The organism is Citreimonas sp. (assembly GCF_042096055.1).
Lineage (GTDB): Bacteria > Pseudomonadota > Alphaproteobacteria > Rhodobacterales > Rhodobacteraceae > Citreimonas.
The window spans coordinates 27801-45478 of sequence record NZ_JBELMH010000004.1 but is presented as its reverse complement, the minus strand read 5'-3'; the positions used below and the strand labels follow the sequence as shown (position 1 = coordinate 45478).

Here is a 17678-nt window from a genome sequence, read left to right as displayed (position 1 = left end):
TGACTTTCGCGCGAATGCCAGAAAATGACAATTATGCGCGGCAGAATGACATTTACGACGCGCGGAATGCAACTCATCCTTCCCTGGCCCGGGGGGAGACATCCGGTCGAGCAGGATTTGGGAGGATCATGTTCGAAGCCCACGCCATCATCGGCGGGAGCGATCCCGCACGTGCGCCAGGCGCGACGTTCGACCGGACCGACCCGTTGACGTCCGAGGTGATCACGCGCGCCGCGGCCTGCACCGAGGCCGTGGCCGCGGACGCCGCGGGCGCGGCGGCTGCGGCGCATCCTGCATGGGCGGCGACCGATCCGGCCGAGCGGGCGCGGGTGCTGCTGCGCGCGGCCGACCTGCTGGAGGCGCGCAAGTCGGCGTTCGTCGAGGTGGCCCACCGCGAGGTGGGCGCGACCGCCGATTGGACCCACTTCAACATCGCCGTCGCCTCGGACACGCTGCGCCATTGCGCGACGCTGACCGACCGGATCGGGTCGGCGCCCTACACCGCCGGCAACCCCGGCGTTGCCTACACGCGCGTGACGCGGCCGGTGGGCGTGGTGCTGGGCATCGCGCCGTGGAACGCGCCGGTGACCCTGGCGGTGCGGGCGGTCGCGGCGCCGCTGGCCTTGGGCAACACCGTGGTGCTCAAGGGCTCCGAGCTGTGCCCGCGCACCCACGAGATGGTCGCCCAGGCGCTGCTGGATGCCGGCCTGCCCGAGGGGGCGATCAACTACGTAGTCAACGCGCCCGACGACGCCCACGCGGTGGTCGAGGCGCTGATCGCGCATCCGGCCGTGCGGCGCGTGAACTTCACCGGCTCGACCCGCGTCGGGCGCGAGGTGGCGCTGATCGCGGCGCGGCACCTCAAGCGTTGCCTGCTGGAACTCAGCGGCAAGGCGCCGGTGGTCGTGCTTGCGGGTGCCGACATCGCGGCCGCGGCACGGGTCGTGGCACAGGGCGCGTTCTTCAACCAGGGCCAGATCTGCATGTCGACCGGCCGCGTGATCGTCGAGGACGCGATCGCCGAGCCGTTCGTCGCCGCCCTGCGGGCCGAGGCCGAGGCGCTGCGCCTGCCCGATCTCGCCGCGCCGCCGGGCGCGGCCGGGCAACTGATCACCGCCGATGCGGCCTTGCGCGTGAAGGGCCTGATCGAGGACGCCGTGCGCAAGGGCGCGACGCTGGTCACGGGGGGCGAATCCTTCAACCGGCTGATGCAGCCCACCGTGCTCGACCACGTCACCTTCGGCATGCGGATCTACGCCGAGGAGACCTTCGGGCCCGCGCTGGGGATCATCCGCGTCGCCGATGCCGACGAGGCGATCAGCGTCGCCAACGACAGCGACTTCGCCCTAGCCGCGGCGGTGTGGTCGCGCGACATCGCCGCCGCCCGGCAGGTCGCCTACCGGATCGAGGCGGGCATCGTGCATGTCAACGGCTCGACCGTCTACGACGACCCCGCGCTGCCCTTCGGCGGGCTGAAGGCTTCGGGCTACGGCCGCTTCGGCGGCGACAGCGTCGTGGCCGAGTTCACCGAAACCAGTTTCGTCACCCAGCCGCGCGCGACGGCGGCCAACTAGGCGCGCAACGCGCCATCAACAGAGGAGGACCCCCCATGAAACGCAGGACTTTCGGAGCCATCGGCCTTGCCGCGACGCTGCTGGCCAGCACCGCCCTCGCCGAGAACGACACCCCCACGCTGACCGTGGGCGCGGTCGCGCCCAAGACCGGTCCGCTGGCCGGCGGCGCTGCGGTCAGCTACTGGCCCAACGTGCGGCTGTGGATCGAGGACGTGAACGGCCGCGGCGGCCTGATGGTCGACGGCACGCAGCACATGCTGGAGCTGATCGAGTACGACGACCAGACAAACCCCGGCGAGACGATCAAGGCCGTGCAGCGCCTGGCGACGCAGGACGAGGCCGACATCATCCTGCCGCCCTACTCGACCGGGCTCAACCTGGCCGCGGCGCCGATCTTCAACCGCTTCGGCTATCCGATGATCACATCGACGGCGACGGTCGACGACACCGAGGCGCTGGTCGAGCAGTTCCCCAACGTCTTCATCTCGCTGGGCGGCGCCAAGCCGATCACCGAGGGCGTGGCCCAGGTGCTGAGCGACCTGCGCGAGCGCGGCGACATCGGCAACCGGATCGCGATGGTCAACGTGGCCGACGCCTTCGGGATCGAGCTGTCGCAGAACGCGCGCCCCGCTCTTGAGGCGGCGGGCTTCGAGATCGTCTACGACACCTCGTACCCGCTGGGCACGCAGGACCTGTCGACCGTCATCAAGGGCGCGGCGGGCTCGGACCCTGACGCCTTCGTTGCCTGGTCCTACCCGCCCGACACGTTCGGCCTGACCGAGCAGGCGCAGATCGAGGGGCTGAACCCCGGCGCGTTCTTCACCGCCGTGGCGACCGCTTTCCCGTCCTATTACGGCCGCTTCGGCGAAAGCGTCGAGGGCGTGCTGGGCATCGGCGGCGTGGATGCCGACGGCGCGGCCTTCCAGGAATACGCCAAGCGGCACGAGGAAGTCACCGGCGAGAAGCCCGACTTCTGGGCCTCGGCCATGGTCTATTCCAGCTTCCAGGCGCTGGAACAGGCGATCGAGGCGGTGGGCACGATGGATAACGAGGCGATCATCCAGCACATCAAGGACAATAGCTTCGACACCGTGATCGGCACGCTGGAGTTCGACGAGAACAACAACAACGCCGCCTTCTGGACCGTCGGCCAGTGGCAGGACGGGTTGTTCCAGGGCGTCGCCTCGACCGGGCGCGAAGGCGCTGCCGAAGTGCGGGCCCGCGGCTCGAACTGAGGCCTGAACCCTGCCCGGGGGCCGCACGGTTCCCGGGCGCTGCACGACCGACGGAGACGGCATGGACATCGTGATAACCGGGCTCGTGCTGGGCGGCACCTACGCGCTGATCGCCATGGGGCTGAACCTGCAATACGGCATGGCGCGGATCATGAACCTGGCCAACGGCGAGGTTCTGGTCGTGGGCGCCTTCGTCGCGTTCTGGCTGTACACCGCCGGGCAGGTCAGCCCGCTGCTGACACTGTTCGTCGTGGCACCGCTGGCCTTCGCGCTGAACTGGCTGATCTACCGTTTCATGCTGCTGCCGCTGGTGCGCCGCGCGAAAAGCCAGGGCCAGCTCGAGGTCGACTCGATCCTGGTGACGTTCGGGCTCTCCTTCGTGGGCGTGGGCCTGATGCTGGCCTTCTTCGGCGGCGACTACTTCAGCTACTCCTACCTCGCGCGCCCGGTGCGGATCCTGGGCGAATCCTACGGGCTGAACCGCATCGTTGCGTTCCTGGGTGCGGTGGTGATCGGCGGGCTGCTGTACCTTTGGCTCGAACGCACCCGCCCGGGCCGGGCCGTGCGCGCCATCGCGGTTGATCCCAAGAGCGCGCGGCTGGTGGGCATCGACGTGCCGCGGATGTCGGCGCTGGCCTTCGCGCTGGGGGGCACGATCACCGCGATGGGTGGCGCGCTGCTGTCCACGTACCTGACGCTCGACGCCTCGACGGGCGTGCTGTTCACGCTCAAGGCGCTGGTGATCGTCATCATGGGCGGCGTCGGCGACCTGCGCGGCACGATCGTCGCGGCGCTGCTTCTGGGCCTGCTCGAGACCTTCGTGGCGGCCTATGTCGATCCCGGCCTGACGCTGGCGGCGGCCTACCTGCTGTTCGTGCTGATCCTGCTGTTCCGCCCGCAGGGCCTGTTCGGGAGGAAGGCATGACCCTGTCGCCGCGCACCGAGATGACGCGCCTTGCCTGGGCGGTGCTGGCCATCGCCGCCGCCGCGACGCTGCCGTGGATCGCGACATCGTATTACCTCGCGATTGGCGTCACCATCGCGATGTTCACCGTGCTGGCCACGTCCTGGGCGATCTTCTCGGGGCCGACGCACTACATCTCGCTGGCGACGGCCGCGTTCTACGGCGTCGGCACCTACACGACCGGCCTGCTGATCGAGACGCTGCCCTACTGGACGATCCTGGCGGTCGCCGGCCTGATCGGCGCCGTGGGCGCGGCCTTGGTGGGGCTCGCCACGCTGCGGCTTTCGGGGGTGTATTTCGTCATCTTCACGCTGGGCCTGGCCGAGTTCGTGCGCCAGGTGTTGACCTGGGTGCAGAACGTGGCCGGCCAGAAGGGCATCTACGTGCTGACCCAGATCACCGAGGCGCAGATCTACTGGCAGCTTCTGGGCCTCGCCGCGCTGGTGTGGCTGGCCGGCTGGCTGATCGGGCGGTCGCGGCTGGGCTTCGCGCTGCGGATCATCGGCGACGACGAGGACGTGGCGCGCCATTCCGGCATCAACACGGCGCTGGCCAAGGTCATGCTGTTCATGATCCCCGGGGCCGCCGCGGCGATGACCGGCGCGATCCTCGCCCCCCGCTACGTCTATATCGAACCCGCCGTCGCCTTCAGCCCGATGCTGTCCTTCCAGGTGGTCATCATGGCGCTGCTGGGCGGCACCGGGCGGCTTTGGGGACCGCTGGTGGGCGTCATCCCCTTCACCTTCCTGTGGGAGGCGATCTCGAGCAGTTTCCCGAACCAGACGACGCTGCTGCTGGGCCTGTGCTTCCTGCTGATCGTCTACCTGCTGCCGCGCGGCTTCGTCGGGCTGTTCCACGACCTGCGCCATCGCGGAAGCGGTGCGGCAGCGCGGGCGGAGGCGGGCGCATGAGCATGCACGATATGGAAGTGCGCACGAACAGGCACGATACCGTCCTGTCCCTGCGTGGTGCGACCAAGCGGTTCGGCGGTCTCGTCGCGGTCAACGGCCTCGATTTCGACGTGCACGAGAACCAGGTGCTGGGCCTGATCGGACCCAACGGGTCGGGCAAGTCGACGACGCTGAACCTGATCTCGGGCGCGCTGCCCGCCAGCGAAGGCGAGATCGTGCTGCGCGACCGCGACATCACCCGGCTGCCGCCGCAGGCGATCGCGCGGCTGGGCGTGTCGCGGACCTTCCAGCTGGTGCGCCTGCTGCCGTCGATGAGCGTGCTGGAGAACGTCATGGCCGGCGCGGTCTTCGGCCATCGCCGCAAGTGGGGCCGCAGCGCCGAGACGCAGGCCCGCCGCATGCTCGAACGCGTCGGCATGGGACGCAAGCTTCATCTGGGCGTCGGGCAGCTGACCTACATCGACACCAAGCGCGTGGAACTGGCCCGCGCGCTGGCTGGCGAGCCGCGCGTGCTGCTGCTGGACGAATGGCTGGCCGGGTTGAACCCCACCGAGCTCGAGGAAGGCGTGGCGCTGATCCGCAGCCTGCGCGACGAGGGGCGCACCATCGTGCTGGTCGAGCACGTCATGGATGCGATCCGGTCGCTCTGCGACACCTGCGTGGTGATGGCGCAGGGCACCAAGATCGCGGAAGGCACGCCCGACGCCGTGCTGTCCGACCGCGAGGTCATCCGCGCCTACCTTGGGGACGACGATGCTTGAATTGCGCGACGTATCCGTCACCTACGGCAAGCACCGCGCGCTGGAGAACGCCGCGCTGCAGGTCGCCAAGGGCGAGATCGTGGTGATCCTGGGCGCGAACGGCGCGGGCAAGTCGACGCTGCTGAAGGCGATCAGCGGCATCAGCGAGGGCCGCGTCACGGGCTCGGTCACCCTGGGCGGCGAGACGCTGACGGGCCTTCCCGCGCATCGCATCGTCGAGGCGGGCGTGGCGCTGGTGCCCGAGGGGCGCGGCGTCTTCGGCGAGTTGGACGTCATCGAGAACCTGCTGCTGGGCGCCTACGCGACCCGCGCGCAGGACGACCAGGAGGCGAACCTCGACCGCGTGATGTCGCTGTTTCCACGACTGGACGAACGACGGCGACAGCAGGTGCGCACCATGTCCGGGGGCGAGCAGCAGATGGTCGCGATCGGCCGCGCGATGATGTCCTCGCCCGAGATCCTGATGCTGGACGAACCGAGCCTTGGCCTGTCGCCGCTGCTGTCTAAGGACCTTTTCGCCAGCCTCAAGACCGTGCGAGAAGCCGGGATCGGCATCCTGCTGGTCGAGCAGAACGCCAAGGCGAGCCTTGCGGTCGCGGATCGCGGCTATCTGCTGGAGAACGGGCAGATCGTGCACGGGGCTTCGGCCAAGAGCCTGGCGAGCGACCCGGCGGTGCAGGCAGCCTACCTCGGCGGCAAGGGCAAGTCGGGCGCGGTGCCGACGCCGGCAACCTCCGCACCGCGGCCGACGGCCGGCCCCGCGCCGTCGGACATCGCCGCCGCGGCGATGGCGAGCCTGAAGCCCGCGACGCGCCCTGCCCCGCGGACCCCGGAAAAGCCGCAAGACAAGCCGCAACAGGCGGCCAGGGAAAACCCGGCACCGTCGCAGCCGAAGCGCCCCGTCCTGCAACCAAGCGTGCAGCGCGCCGCGCCGGCCTCTGCCGACGTTCATGGCATCGCTATTGGCGATCTGGTCGCCCGAGCGTCGGATACATCCCGCGCAGCCACCCGATCCGGACGCGCCGACGCCGCGCCGAAGCCGGTAACGCGCTCTGAACAGGCCGCACCACCGCGCGGCGCGATGCCCCGCCTCGACACCGACAGTCGCGACCGGCTGTCCCAAATCCTTACTGAGATCGAGGAAGCCGCCGCCCGCGCCGAGGCGTGGCGGCCTTCCCGCCGCAACTGACCGAAGGAGCCAGACAAATGCTCGATACCGCCCAATCCGGCCCCGTCATCAAGGGCATGTACATCGCGGGCGAATGGGTGCCCGCCGCCGCGACGTTCGAGGACCTGAACCCCTCGGACAACAGCCTTTACGCGCGCATTCCCGACGGCACGCGACAGGACGTGAAGCGCGCCGTGGATGCCGCGCAGGCGGCGTTCCCCGCGTGGTCGCAACAGCCGTTCCACCATCGCGCCCACGCGCTGCTGAAGATCGCCGAGACGTGGGAGCGCAACAAGGACCGCTTCGTCGCCGCCGCGGTCACCGAGGGTGGGGGCTGGTTCGGCAAGGGGATGTTCGAGGCCGGCTACGTGGCCGAGGTGTTCCGCTCGGCCGCGGCCCTTTGCTACCAGAACATCGGCGAGGTGCTGCCGTCCGAGCACGGCAAGTTCATGACCGCGGTGCGCGTGCCGCTGGGCGTGGTCAGCGTGATCAGCCCGTGGAACATGCCCGGCATCCTGACCGCGCGCGGCTTCGCCGCCGCGCTGGCCGCCGGCAATACGGTGGTGCTGAAGCCCTCCGAGGACACGCCCTACGCGGGCGGGCTGTATTTCGCCGAGATCCTCGAAGAGGCCGGCATTCCCAAGGGCGTCTTCAACGTCGTCACCTGCTCGCGCGAGAGCGTTTCCGAGGTCGGCGACGAGATGATCGAGAACCCGCGCGTCAAGGCGATCTCGTTCACCGGCTCGACCGCCGTGGGCCGGCACATCGCCGCCAAGGCGGGCGCGCACCTGAAGAAAGCCTGCGTCGAGCTGGGCGGCAAGGACAGCCTGATCGTGCTGGACGACGCGGATCTGGACCACGCCGCCAAGGCCGCGAACTTCGGCAGTTTCATGCACCAGGGCCAGGTCTGCATGTCGACCGAGAAGATCCTGGTGCAGGACAAGGTCTACGACGACTTCATGTCCCGCTTCCTCGCCCGGGCGGCACGGCTGAAGACCGGGCACACGAACGACAAGGACAACGTCATCGGCCCGCTGGTCAACACGCGTCAGGCGCGGCGCGTCAAGGCGCTGATCGACGACGCGGTGGCCAAGGGCGCCCGGGTCGAGCTGGGCGGCAACGCCTGGGACAACTTCGTCGAGCCCACGGTGCTGACGAACGTCGATACCAGCATGGACATCTGGCACGACGAGACCTTCGGCCCGGTGGTGATCGTCAGCCCCTTCCGCACCGACGACGAGGCGATCGCGCTCAACAACGACACGGAATACGGCCTGACCTCGGCGGTCTTCTCGCGCAACGAGGCGCGCGCGCTGGCGATGGCGCAGCACCTCGAGACCGGGATCGCGCACGTCAACTGCCAGAACATCAACGACGAGCCGCACGTGCCCTTCGGCGGCATGAAGGCCAGCGGCGTGGGCCGCTACGGCGGGCGCTGGTCGCTGGATGCGTTCACCGAACTGCGCTGGATCACGCTGGACCGGGGCGGGCGTCACTTCCCGCCCGCTTTCTGATGATCGCCCCTAGGGAGGAAAGACAATGACCGTCACAGCCTGGATCATCCTGCTGATCGTCGTCGCGGCCGCGCTGGTCGTGCTCGCCGCGTGGTTTTTCGAGCGCGCCACCAACGAGGTCTCGCTGGTGCGGACCGGCATCGGCGGGCGCAAGGTGGTGATCGAGGGCGGCACGCTGGCCATCCCCTACTTCCACCAGGTCAGCCGGGTGAACATGCAGACGATCCGCATGGAGGTGCACCGCACCGGCGAGGCGTCGCTGATCACCAAGGACCGGATGCGCGTCGACGTGGGCGCCGAGTTCTACGCCAGCGTCATCCCCGAGGCCGATCCGATCGCGCGGGCGGCGCAGACGCTGGGCAACCGGACCTTCCACGCGGACCAGCTGAAGTCGCTGGTCGACGGGATGATGGTCGACGCGTTGCGCGCGGTGGCCGCCCGCATGACCATGGACGAGCTGCACGAGAACCGCGGTGCCTTCGCCGCCGAGGTGCACGGTGCGCTGAAGGACACGATGGCGCGCTACGGGCTGCAGCTGGACAGCGTGTCGCTGACCGATCTCGACCAGACGCCGTTTTCGGCGCTGGACGAGAACAACGCCTTCAACGCCGTCGGCATGCGACGCTTGGCCGAGATCATCGCCGACAGCAAGAAGACCCGTGCCCGGATCGAGGGCGACAGCGCCGTCGCCGTGCGCGAGGCCGAGGTCGAGGCCAACCGCCGCAAGCTCGAGATCGAGCTGGAGCAGCGCCGCGCCGAGATCGCGCAGACGCAGGAGATCGAGATGCTGCTGGCCGCGCAGCTGACCGAGGTCGCGCGCCACAAGGCCCAGGCCGAACGCGAGGCCGCGCATGCCCGCATCCGGATGGAGCAGGACGTGCAATCCGCATCGATCGCCCGCGAACAGGCGATCCGCGAGGCCGAGATCGCGCAGAACCGCGCGCTGGATCTGGCCGAGCAGGACCGCGCCATCGTGTCTGCCGCCAAAAGCCGCGAGGGCAGTGAAGCCGAGGCCGCCGCCAAGAAGGCGCGCGAGGCGGTCGTCGAGGCCGAGGAGAACCTCAAGACCCTGCAGCAGCTGGCCGAGGCTGAACGCCGTCGCAAGCTGGCGCTGATGGCCGCCGAGCAGGAGGCCGAGGCCAACGCCGCGCGGGTGCGCATCACCTCCGAGGCCGACAAGGTCGCCGCGGCGGCCAAGGGCGAGATCGGCCGGCAGGAGGCCGAGACGCACCGCGTCCGCGCCGAGGCCGACGCCAAGGGCGTCGCCGCCCGCATCGCGGCCGAGAACGGCCGGTCGGCCGAGACGGTGTCGCTGGAACTGGAAAAGGCGCGGCTGGAGGCCATGCCGAAGATCATCGCCGAGATGGTGAAGCCCGCCGAGAAGATCCGCGGCATCAACATCAACCACGTGACCGGCCTGGGCGGCGGCGGCAACAATGCTGCCGGCCCGGTTTCGCCGATCAACCAGACGGTGGATTCGATCCTCGAGATGGCGGTCAGCCTGCCGGCGATGAAGCGGTTGGGCGAGACCATCGGCATCGACCTCGAATCCGCGCTCGAGACCAAGCCGAAGGACGGCAAGGCGGGAAGCTGACGCGACGGTACCGCGCCTGCGGGCGCGGTACCTTTTCGGACGCCAAGACGGCCGGCCAGCGCGGACTTCGCCGCAACGGCCTGTTGCCCGTAGGTGCGGCCACAAGCCGATAGACGCTTGCCCTGGAAGGCGCCGCGGAGGGTAGAAAGCAGTCTCCTCCGGATTTCCCACTGAATACAACGGCATACCGAAGCCGGTTGAACTCCCGCCGCAAGCGAGACAAGGTGCACGCAGCACGCCGGCCGGTTCGCGCCGCCAGGTCGGGCTGGACTGCGTTTTTCGGGAGGAATCGCATGATCATCCGCGCCATCGACGGATTGAACGAGATCGTAGGCAGAATCGTCTCGGTCGTGGCGGTCGTCTTCGCGGCGATCATCATCTACGACGTCGTGCTGCGCTACGCGTTCAACGAACCCACCCGCTGGGCCTTCGACGTCTCGAAGCAGCTCTACGGGTTCTACTTCATCATGCTGGGCGGCTACGCCCTGCGCCACCGCGCGCATGTCAGCGTCGACCTGGTGACCGAACGGCTGGGCCCGAAAACGCTGAAGCTGGTCGAGATCGCCGGCTACGTCATCTTCTTCTTTCCCTTCGCCTGGGTCTTCCTGACCCGGTCGTGGGACTTCGCCATCACGTCCTGGAACCAGGGCGAGACGACATACGGCGCCATCCAGATGCCGGTCTACCCGCTGAAGATGGCGATGTGCGTCGCGGCCGGGCTGTTGCTGCTGCAGGGCATTTCAGAAGTGCTCAAGATCATTCTCAATCGCCGCGAGGAGCAGGCATGAGCCCCGAACCCCTAGCCCTTTCGATGTTCGGCCTGCTGCTGCTGGGCCTGTTCATGGGCCACCCGCTGGCCTTCGTGCTGGGCGGGACCGCCGTGCTGGGCGCGATCCTGGCCGGCAAGACCATGGTGCTGGGCATCGTCATCAACCGCGTCTTCGGCGACGTGCTGGACAACTACACGCTGATCGCGATCCCGCTCTTCGTGCTGATGGCGCGGTTCCTGTCGGATTCCGGCGTCACCGACCGCATGTTCGAGGCGCTGCGCCTGCTGCTCAGCCGCGTGCGCGGCGGTCTGGCTCTGGCGGTGGTGTTCATCTCGATCCTGCTGGCGGCCACGACTGGCATCATCGGCGCGTCGATCACCGTGATGGGCGTGATGGCGCTGCGCCCGATGCTGCAATACGGCTACGCGCCGACGCTGACCACGGGCGTGATCGCCGCATCGGGGTGCCTAGGCATCCTGATCCCGCCGTCGATCATGCTGATCCTGATGGCCAGCTACTCGCCGTTGTCGGTGGGCGAGTTGTTCGCCGGCTCGATGATCCCGGGCGTGCTGCTGGGCCTCGCCTATGCGCTCTACGTCTACGTGATCTCGGTCCTGCGCCCCGACCTCGCCCCCTCGGTCGAGCCGGACGAGAAGATCGGCCGCGGCCCGCTGCTGCGCATGCTGGCCTTCGAGGCGGTGCCGCCGCTGGTGCTGATCTTCGGTATCCTCGGCTCGCTTCTGGCGGGCATCGCGACCGCGACCGAGGCATCGGCCATCGGCGCGGCGCTGGCGCTGGTCATCGTGATCCTGCGCCGCCGCTTCACATGGGCGACCTTCTACGGCGCGATGCTCGAGACCGGCCGCACCTCGGCGATGATCCTGTTCATCGTCCTGGGCGCGACCGCCTTCACCGGCGTGTTCAACATCACCGGCGGCCTGCGCGCCACGCAGGAGATCATCCGCTCGCTCGACATGGAGCCCTGGATGCTGCTGACCATGATGATGGTCATCGTGTTCATCCTGGGCGCGTTCCTCGACTGGACGGGGATCGTGCTGCTGTCCTTCCCCATCTTCCTGCCCATCGTGCAGGAGATGGAGGGCGTCAGCCTGCTGTGGTTCGTGGTCCTGATGGCGGTGGTGCTGCAGACCTCGTTCCTGACGCCACCTTTCGGATACGCGCTGTTCTACCTCAGGTCGATCGCGCCCAAATCCGTCAGGACAGGCCACATCATCCGGGGCGTGCTGCCGTTCATCGCGATCATCGTCCTGATGTGCGTGCTGGTGGCGCTGTTCCCGCAACTGGTGACATGGTTGCCGTCCACGCTTTACGGCTGAGGCGGCCCCGGGCGTTCCGGCACAACGGGTCGGGACGCCGTTAGACCCAAGACTGTTCTTCAAGGAGGAGACTGAAGATGACGACCAAGGCACTTGCACTGGGCACGGCCCTTGCCGCCGCGACGGCCCTGCCCGCCGTGGCGCAGGAAAGCTGGACCATGACGTCCACGTGGCCGTCCTCGCTCGAGCTGATCGAGACGGACCGCCACTTCGTCGAGCTGGCCAACGCGCTGACCGGCGACGAGCTGCAGATCGAGTTCTTCGAAGGCGGCGCGCTGGTCCCCGCCGGCGAGGTCTTCGGAGCGGTGGAATCCGGCACGATCCAGGCTGGCGCGGACTGGCCGGGCTACTGGGCGGGCCGGGACTCGGCGTTCTCGCCGCTGGCCACGACCCCGGCGCTGTTCAACGCCGTCGACTACGTCAACTGGATCCAGCAATGGGGCGGCGCCGAGCTCTACGACGAGATCTACGGCCAGTTCGGCATGGTCTACCTGCCCTACGGCGTGACCAACAACGAATCCGGCTTCCGCACGTCCGACCCGATCCGCAACCTCGACGACCTGCAGGGCAAGCGCCTGCGCCTGTCGGGCCTCGAGCAGGGCCGGCTTCTCGAGCGTCTCGGCGGCAACCAGGTCTCGATGGCCGGGGGTGAGATCTACCAGTCGCTCGAGCGCGGCGTGATCGACGGGGCCGAGTTCTCGACCCCGAACGTCGACTGGTCGGCGGGCTTCCAGCAGGTCACCGATTACTGGGCGACGCCGGGCTGGCACCAGTCGGCGTCGATTTTCGGCGTGATGATCAACCAGCAGGCCTGGGACGCGCTGTCCGAAGAGACCCAGCGCAAGCTGGAGATCGCGGCCGAGGCCACGCTACTGTGGTCGCTCGCCTTCACCGAGAAGCGCGCGACCGAGGCCTACGCGAAGTTCCAGGAAGAGGTCGAGATCAACCGCTACGACGACGAGACCCTCGAGCAGATCCAGCAGATGGCCAACGAGGTGATCGTCGAGACCGCGTGCGAGAACCCGAACTCGGCCAAGGTCTACCTGAGCATGGTCGAGTACCTGAACGACTACGCCAAGTGGCGCGATGCGTCGGCGCCCTACAACCTCGGCCGCACGCCGAACGGCCCGGATGTCGAAGCCCTGCGCGAATGCGCCGGCTGATCGTCACCGTCTAGCGAAATGAAGGATGCCCGCCACCGATCGTGGCGGGCATTTTCTTTGGGCCTACCGCTCGCCCCGCCGGTAGGGCTGCATCAGCGCCTGCGGCACCCGCGCGCGCCGCGCCATGACGATCAGCGCCAGGATCGACAGCAGGTAGGGCATCATCAGGAACAGTTGGTACGGCACACCGTCCACCGCCGTCTGCAGGCGCAGCTGGAACGCGTCGAAGAAGGCGAAGAGCAGCGCCCCAAGCAGCGCCCGCCCCGGTCGCCACAGCGCGAAGACCACCAGCGCGATGCAGACCCAGCCGCGGCCCTGCACCATGGTCGGGAAGAACGAGTTGAACGCCGCCAGCGTCAGGAACGCGCCGCCCAGCCCCATCAGCGCCGAGCCCGCCGCGATCGTCGCGATCCGCAGCGCGATCGGGTCGATGCCCTGCGCATCGACCGCGTGCGGGTTTTCGCCCGTCATGCGGATCGCCAGCCCCAGCGGCGTGCGGTAGAGCATCCACGCCAGCGCGGCGACCAACCCCAGCGCCAGGTATGTCGGCGCGGTCTGCGTGAAGAGGATCGGCCCGATCAAGGGCACGTCGGACAAGAGCGGCACCGGCAGCGGACGGAACGGCTCGATCGTGGGCGGAGAGCTTGCCGTGGGCACCGCCAGGCGGAAGACGTAGTAGGCGAAGCTCGACGCGAACAGCGTGATCCCGAGGCCCGTGACGTGCTGGCTGAGCCCCAGCGTCACCGTCAGCAGCGCGTGCAGCAGGCCGAAGATCGCGCCGCCCGCCGCGGCCGCCGCCATGCCGGCCCAGAGATCGCCGCCCGAGTAGACCGTCAGCCAGCCGATCATCGCGCCGAAAGCCATGATCCCCTCGATCCCGAGGTTCAGTACGCCCACGCGTTCGCACAGAAGCACGCCCAGCGTGCCGAAGATCAGCGGCGTCGCGATGCGCAGCACCGCCTCCCACATTCCGACGGACAGCAGGATATCGAGAAGTACGCTCATCCCCGCACCCGGAACTGCGTGAAGAAGATCGCCACAAGCATCGTCAGCAGCGACAACGCTACGACCACGTCGGCGATGTAGGACGGCACGCCCAGCGCGCGGCTCATGGAATCCGCGCCGACGAACATCACGGCCGAGAACAACGCCGCGGCGATCACGCCGACCGGGTGCAGATGCGCCAGCATGGCGATCACGATGCCCGCGTAGCCGTAGTTCGGCGACAGGTCGGTGGTGACGTAGCCCTTCACGCCCATCACCTCGATCGCGCCGGCAAGGCCCGCGAGGCCCCCCGACAGGCAGCCGACCAGAACCAGGGTCCGCCCCAGCGGCACGCCGGCGAAGGCGGCGGCGCGCGCGTTCAGCCCCGCGGCGCGCGATTGCAGGCCGAAGACCGTGCGCGATTGAAGCCACCAGACCGCCAGCGGCAGCGCCAGCGCGATCAGAAGCCCCGCGTGCAGGCGCGTGCGCTCGACCAGACCCGGCAGTTCGGCGGCCTTTGGGACGGGCACCGATTGCGGCCAGCCGAAGGCCAGCGGGTCCTTCAGCGGCCCCTCGATCATCATCGACACGAACAGGACGACGACGAAGTTCAGCAGCAGGGTCGTCACCACCTCGTCGACCCCCAGCCGCAGCTTCAGCACGACCGGCCCGAGCAGCAGAAGCATCCCCGCCACCGCGCCGGCCAGCAGGCACAGCAGCACCGCCAGCGGCGCGGGCGCGCCCGCGACGAAGGGCAGCAATCCGAATGCCGGCACGGCCAGCGCGCCCATGTAGAACTGCCCCTCGCCGCCGATATTCCACAGCTTCGCCCGGAACGCGACCGCGGCCGCGAGTCCGGTCAGGATCAGCGGCGTCGCGCGGGTCAGCGTCTCGGTCAGACCCAGGCGCGAGCCGAGCGCGCCCTGCAGGATCAGCCCGTAGGCCGTAAGCGGATTGCGCCCGGCCAGCGCGATCAGCCCGCCCGCGATCACCAGCGCGGCCAGCACCGCGCAAAGCGGCGCCAGCACGGTCAGCGCCGCGGGCACGCTCTGCCGGCGCTCAAACCGCATCGGCGGCCTCCTCGACCACGGACCAGTCGCCGGCCATCATCAGGCCCAGTGTGCGGGCGTCGGCCCTCTCGGCCGGGATGGCGGGCGACAGGCGCCCGCCGACGATGGCGCGGATCCGGTCGGCGAGGGTAATGACCTCGTCGAGATCCTCCGAGATCAACAGCACGCCCGCGCCGCGGCCCCGCGCCTCGATCAGGCGGCGGTGGACCCCGGCGATGGCGCCCTCATCCAGCCCGCGGCTGGGTTGTGCCGCCACCAGGATGTCGGGCCGCGCCTCGAGCACGCGGCCGAGGATCAGCTTCTGCATGTTGCCGCCCGACAGCAGCCGGACGCGGCCGTCGACGGTCGCGCCGCGCACGTCGTAGGCGTCGAGCAACCGCGCCGTTGCGGCGCGCGCCGCTCCGTGCCGCACCACGCCGCGGCGCGAGAACTCGGGCGACCAGAGCCGTTCCAGCACCACGTTCTCCCACGCGGTCATGTCCCCCAGCGTTCCTTCCGCGTGGCGATCCTCGGGGATGCGGCCTATGCCGGCGGCGATCGCGTGCGGCACGTCGTACCGCGCAAGCGGCTTGCCCTGCACCGTGAGGCTGCCCGCGTCGGGCGCGTAGAGGCCCGAGACGAGGCCCGCCAGCGCCCCCTGCCCGTTGCCCGACACGCCGATGATGCCCAGCGTCTCGCCCGCGCGCAGCGTGAAATCCACACCCTTCAGCGCGGTGCCCGACGGCGGCGCCAGGTGCACGCCGCGCGCCTCGAGCAACACGGGGCCGGGCGACGCGGGCGGGCGTTCGGGCCTGTGCACGGCGCGGCCGACCATAAGCTCGGCGAGCTCGGCCTTCGATGTGTCGCGCGTGGCACGCTCGGCCACGACTTGGCCGCCGCGCAGCACCACCACGCGGTCAGAGGCCGACATGACCTCGTGCAGCTTGTGGCTGATGAAGATCAGCGAAAGGCCCCGCGCCGCCATGTCGCGCAGTGTCACGAACAGGCGCTCGGCCTCCTGCGCGGTCAGGACGGCCGTCGGTTCGTCGAGGATCAGGATGCGCGCGTCGTTGTAGAGCGCCTTGAGGATCTCGACCCGCTGGCGTTCCCCCACCGACAGGTCGGCGATACGCGCGTCGGGGTCGACCGGCAGGCCGAAGCGGTCCGCAAGCGCCGTCAGCTTGGTGCGCGCCCCGGCCCGGTCCGAGCGCAGCCGCCACAGCGGCTCGGTCCCGGTCATGACGTTTTCCAGTACGGTCAGGTTCGCGGCCAGCGCGAAGTGCTGGTGCACCATGCCCACGCCCGCGCGGATCGCGGCGCGCGACCGGCCCGGCGGCAGCGCGGTGCCCTCGACCCGGACGGTGCCCGCGTCGGCGGTGTAGTGGCCGAAGAGGATCGACATCAGTGTGGTCTTGCCGGCGCCGTTCTCGCCCAGCAGGGCGACGATCTCGCCCCGGTCGAGATGCAGCGACACGGCGTCGTTGGCCAACGTGTCGCCGAAGCGCTTGGTGATGCGATCGAGTTCGAGAACCCGCGTCACGCCCGCCCTCCGTCCGGAAGGCGGGCAGATCCGCTTCGCATCAGGCAGGCTCGTCGAAGTTGCGCGGAACCTCGAACTCGCCGGCCTTGATGGCGGCGCGCACCTCTTCCATCTCGGCCACCGCCTCGGCGGGCGGCACGTCGGGCAGGTACGAGATGTCGTTGCCGCCGTCTTCCATCAGGCTGAGCGGCGTGTAGTTCTTGCCCGTCGGGTTGCCCGCCACCGCGTCCGCCAGCGCCGCGTCGACCAGCGGGCGGAACGACCACAGCGCGTTGGCGAAGACGGTTTCGGGGTAGCGCGGCGTGTAGTCGATCAGCGATCCGATGGCGGGGACCCCGCGTTCCTGCGCCGCGTCGGCGGTGCCGATCCGCTCGCCGAACAGGATGTCGGCGCCCGCGTCGATCTGTGCGAGGCCCGCCTCGCGCGCCTTCGGCGGGTCAAAGAACGTGCCGATGAAGCTGACCAGATGCGTCGCCTCGGGGTTGGTGCGCTTCACGCCGTCGGCGAAGCCGTTGATCAGCATATTGACCTCGGGGATCGGGATGGCGCCGACGCTGCCGACGATGCCGGTCTGCGTCATCCGGCCGGCGAGCATCCCGGCGAGGTAGGCGGCTTCCCAGTTCCAGGTGCCGAAGACGCCGAAATTGTCGCCCGACGCCTCGCCGGACGAGCCCATGAGGAACGCGGTCTCGGGATAGTCGGCCGCGACCTCGCGCGCCTCGCGCTCGACCGCGTAGGATTCGCCCACGATCAGCACGTTGCCGGCTTCGGCGAATTCGCGCATGGCGCGTGGATAGTCGGTGCCCGAGACGCCTTCGGAGAAGGTGTAGTCGACCACGCCTTCCTCGTGCGCGGCGAGCATAGCGGCGTGCAGGACGGAGTTCCACGCGTTCTCGACCGGCGAGGCGTGGATGCCGGCGAGCTTCACGGGCGCGGATTGCGCGCGCAGCAGGCCGGGGGCCGCCAGCGTCGTGGCGGTCAGCGCGGCGCCGGTGCCCAGAAGGCGGCGGCGGGTCATGGGGGTGCGGATCATGGTCGGTCTCCCTCGTCGGTTTCGCCGGCATCCTGGAATGCCCCGGGCCGGTCGTTGTATGGCGTCAGCCTCGCGCACCGC

General features: G+C 69.2%; 15 protein-coding genes. 11 read left to right on the top strand and 4 right to left on the bottom strand.

Going from position 1 to position 17678, the window contains the following annotated elements; all coding sequences use genetic code 11:
• The first annotated feature begins 128 nt into the window (after positions 1-128).
• The 11 genes from ACFDTC_RS02180 (at position 129) to dctP (ending at position 12991) form a co-directional block, all read left to right on the top strand.
• Positions 129-1574: an aldehyde dehydrogenase family protein gene (locus tag ACFDTC_RS02180; protein ID WP_375257226.1), complete on the top strand. Its 1446-nt coding sequence runs from the start codon at positions 129-131 to the stop codon at positions 1572-1574.
• 35 nt (positions 1575-1609) lie between these two features.
• Positions 1610-2809 (top strand): amino acid ABC transporter substrate-binding protein, encoded by a 1200-nt coding sequence (locus ACFDTC_RS02175; protein ID WP_375257225.1) that lies wholly within the window; start codon positions 1610-1612, stop codon positions 2807-2809.
• 61 nt (positions 2810-2870) lie between these two features.
• Positions 2871-3734 carry a branched-chain amino acid ABC transporter permease gene (locus ACFDTC_RS02170; RefSeq protein WP_375257224.1) on the top strand — a complete coding sequence of 288 codons (864 nt, stop codon included), beginning with the start codon at positions 2871-2873 and terminating at the stop codon, positions 3732-3734.
• The gene (locus tag ACFDTC_RS02165; protein WP_375257223.1) at positions 3731-4684 is read left to right on the top strand and encodes a branched-chain amino acid ABC transporter permease; all 954 of its coding nucleotides are present in this window, start codon (positions 3731-3733) and stop codon (positions 4682-4684) included. The genes ACFDTC_RS02170 and ACFDTC_RS02165 overlap by 4 nt, the downstream gene beginning before the upstream one ends.
• Positions 4681-5445, top strand: coding sequence for an ABC transporter ATP-binding protein (locus tag ACFDTC_RS02160; protein ID WP_375257222.1), 765 nt, complete (start codon positions 4681-4683; stop codon positions 5443-5445). The genes ACFDTC_RS02165 and ACFDTC_RS02160 overlap by 4 nt, the downstream gene beginning before the upstream one ends.
• A complete protein-coding gene (locus ACFDTC_RS02155) occupies positions 5438-6634 on the top strand; it encodes an ATP-binding cassette domain-containing protein (protein ID WP_375257221.1) in 1197 nt (398 codons plus the stop codon). Before ACFDTC_RS02160 ends, ACFDTC_RS02155 begins: the two co-directional genes overlap by 8 nt.
• A 17-nt stretch (positions 6635-6651) precedes the next feature.
• Complete coding sequence (locus ACFDTC_RS02150; protein ID WP_375257220.1) at positions 6652-8127, top strand: aldehyde dehydrogenase family protein; 1476 nt, start codon at positions 6652-6654, stop codon at positions 8125-8127.
• Positions 8128-8152: 25 nt separating this feature from the next.
• Entirely contained in the window at positions 8153-9721 is a 1569-nt protein-coding gene (locus ACFDTC_RS02145; RefSeq protein WP_375257219.1) for a flotillin family protein, read from the top strand.
• 293 nt (positions 9722-10014) lie between these two features.
• Positions 10015-10509, top strand: a complete 495-nt coding sequence (locus ACFDTC_RS02140; RefSeq protein WP_375257218.1) for a TRAP transporter small permease subunit — start codon at positions 10015-10017, stop codon at positions 10507-10509.
• Complete coding sequence (locus ACFDTC_RS02135) at positions 10506-11828, top strand: TRAP transporter large permease subunit (protein WP_375257217.1); 1323 nt, start codon at positions 10506-10508, stop codon at positions 11826-11828. Before ACFDTC_RS02140 ends, ACFDTC_RS02135 begins: the two co-directional genes overlap by 4 nt.
• 77 nt (positions 11829-11905) lie before the next feature.
• Positions 11906-12991, top strand: a complete 1086-nt coding sequence (dctP, locus tag ACFDTC_RS02130; protein WP_375257216.1) for a TRAP transporter substrate-binding protein DctP — start codon at positions 11906-11908, stop codon at positions 12989-12991.
• Positions 12992-13054: 63 nt separating this feature from the next.
• Here dctP and ACFDTC_RS02125 read toward each other — a convergent pair whose 3' ends face one another.
• From ACFDTC_RS02125 to ACFDTC_RS02110, 4 genes are read right to left on the bottom strand one after another with little or no spacing between them, the layout of a single operon-like run.
• On the bottom strand, positions 13055-13996 hold the full coding sequence (locus ACFDTC_RS02125) for an ABC transporter permease (protein ID WP_375257215.1): 942 nt from the start codon (positions 13994-13996) through the stop codon (positions 13055-13057).
• The gene (locus tag ACFDTC_RS02120; protein ID WP_375257214.1) at positions 13993-15045 is read right to left on the bottom strand and encodes an ABC transporter permease; all 1053 of its coding nucleotides are present in this window, start codon (positions 15043-15045) and stop codon (positions 13993-13995) included. The genes ACFDTC_RS02125 and ACFDTC_RS02120 overlap by 4 nt, the downstream gene beginning before the upstream one ends.
• Positions 15035-16564, bottom strand: coding sequence for an ABC transporter ATP-binding protein (locus tag ACFDTC_RS02115; RefSeq protein WP_375257213.1), 1530 nt, complete (start codon positions 16562-16564; stop codon positions 15035-15037). Before ACFDTC_RS02115 ends, ACFDTC_RS02120 begins: the two co-directional genes overlap by 11 nt.
• A 40-nt stretch (positions 16565-16604) precedes the next feature.
• On the bottom strand, positions 16605-17597 hold the full coding sequence (locus ACFDTC_RS02110; RefSeq protein ID WP_375257212.1) for a BMP family protein: 993 nt from the start codon (positions 17595-17597) through the stop codon (positions 16605-16607).
• Between the last annotated feature and the right edge of the window lie 81 nt (positions 17598-17678).

What these genes read in the sequence shown, in the direction of transcription:
- ACFDTC_RS02180 (WP_375257226.1), top strand. Translation starts at nt 129, where the DNA reads ATGTTCGAAGCCCACGCCATCATCGGCGGGAGCGATCCCGCACGTGCG.
- ACFDTC_RS02175 (WP_375257225.1), top strand. Translation starts at nt 1,610, where the DNA reads ATGAAACGCAGGACTTTCGGAGCCATCGGCCTTGCCGCGACGCTGCTG.
- ACFDTC_RS02170 (WP_375257224.1), top strand. Translation starts at nt 2,871, where the DNA reads ATGGACATCGTGATAACCGGGCTCGTGCTGGGCGGCACCTACGCGCTG.
- ACFDTC_RS02165 (WP_375257223.1), top strand. Translation starts at nt 3,731, where the DNA reads ATGACCCTGTCGCCGCGCACCGAGATGACGCGCCTTGCCTGGGCGGTG.
- ACFDTC_RS02160 (WP_375257222.1), top strand. Translation starts at nt 4,681, where the DNA reads ATGAGCATGCACGATATGGAAGTGCGCACGAACAGGCACGATACCGTC.
- ACFDTC_RS02155 (WP_375257221.1), top strand. Translation starts at nt 5,438, where the DNA reads ATGCTTGAATTGCGCGACGTATCCGTCACCTACGGCAAGCACCGCGCG.
- ACFDTC_RS02150 (WP_375257220.1), top strand. Translation starts at nt 6,652, where the DNA reads ATGCTCGATACCGCCCAATCCGGCCCCGTCATCAAGGGCATGTACATC.
- ACFDTC_RS02145 (WP_375257219.1), top strand. Translation starts at nt 8,153, where the DNA reads ATGACCGTCACAGCCTGGATCATCCTGCTGATCGTCGTCGCGGCCGCG.
- ACFDTC_RS02140 (WP_375257218.1), top strand. Translation starts at nt 10,015, where the DNA reads ATGATCATCCGCGCCATCGACGGATTGAACGAGATCGTAGGCAGAATC.
- ACFDTC_RS02135 (WP_375257217.1), top strand. Translation starts at nt 10,506, where the DNA reads ATGAGCCCCGAACCCCTAGCCCTTTCGATGTTCGGCCTGCTGCTGCTG.
- dctP (WP_375257216.1), top strand. Translation starts at nt 11,906, where the DNA reads ATGACGACCAAGGCACTTGCACTGGGCACGGCCCTTGCCGCCGCGACG.
- ACFDTC_RS02125 (WP_375257215.1), bottom strand. Translation starts at nt 13,996, where the DNA reads ATGAGCGTACTTCTCGATATCCTGCTGTCCGTCGGAATGTGGGAGGCG.
- ACFDTC_RS02120 (WP_375257214.1), bottom strand. Translation starts at nt 15,045, where the DNA reads ATGCGGTTTGAGCGCCGGCAGAGCGTGCCCGCGGCGCTGACCGTGCTG.
- ACFDTC_RS02110 (WP_375257212.1), bottom strand. Translation starts at nt 17,597, where the DNA reads ATGATCCGCACCCCCATGACCCGCCGCCGCCTTCTGGGCACCGGCGCC.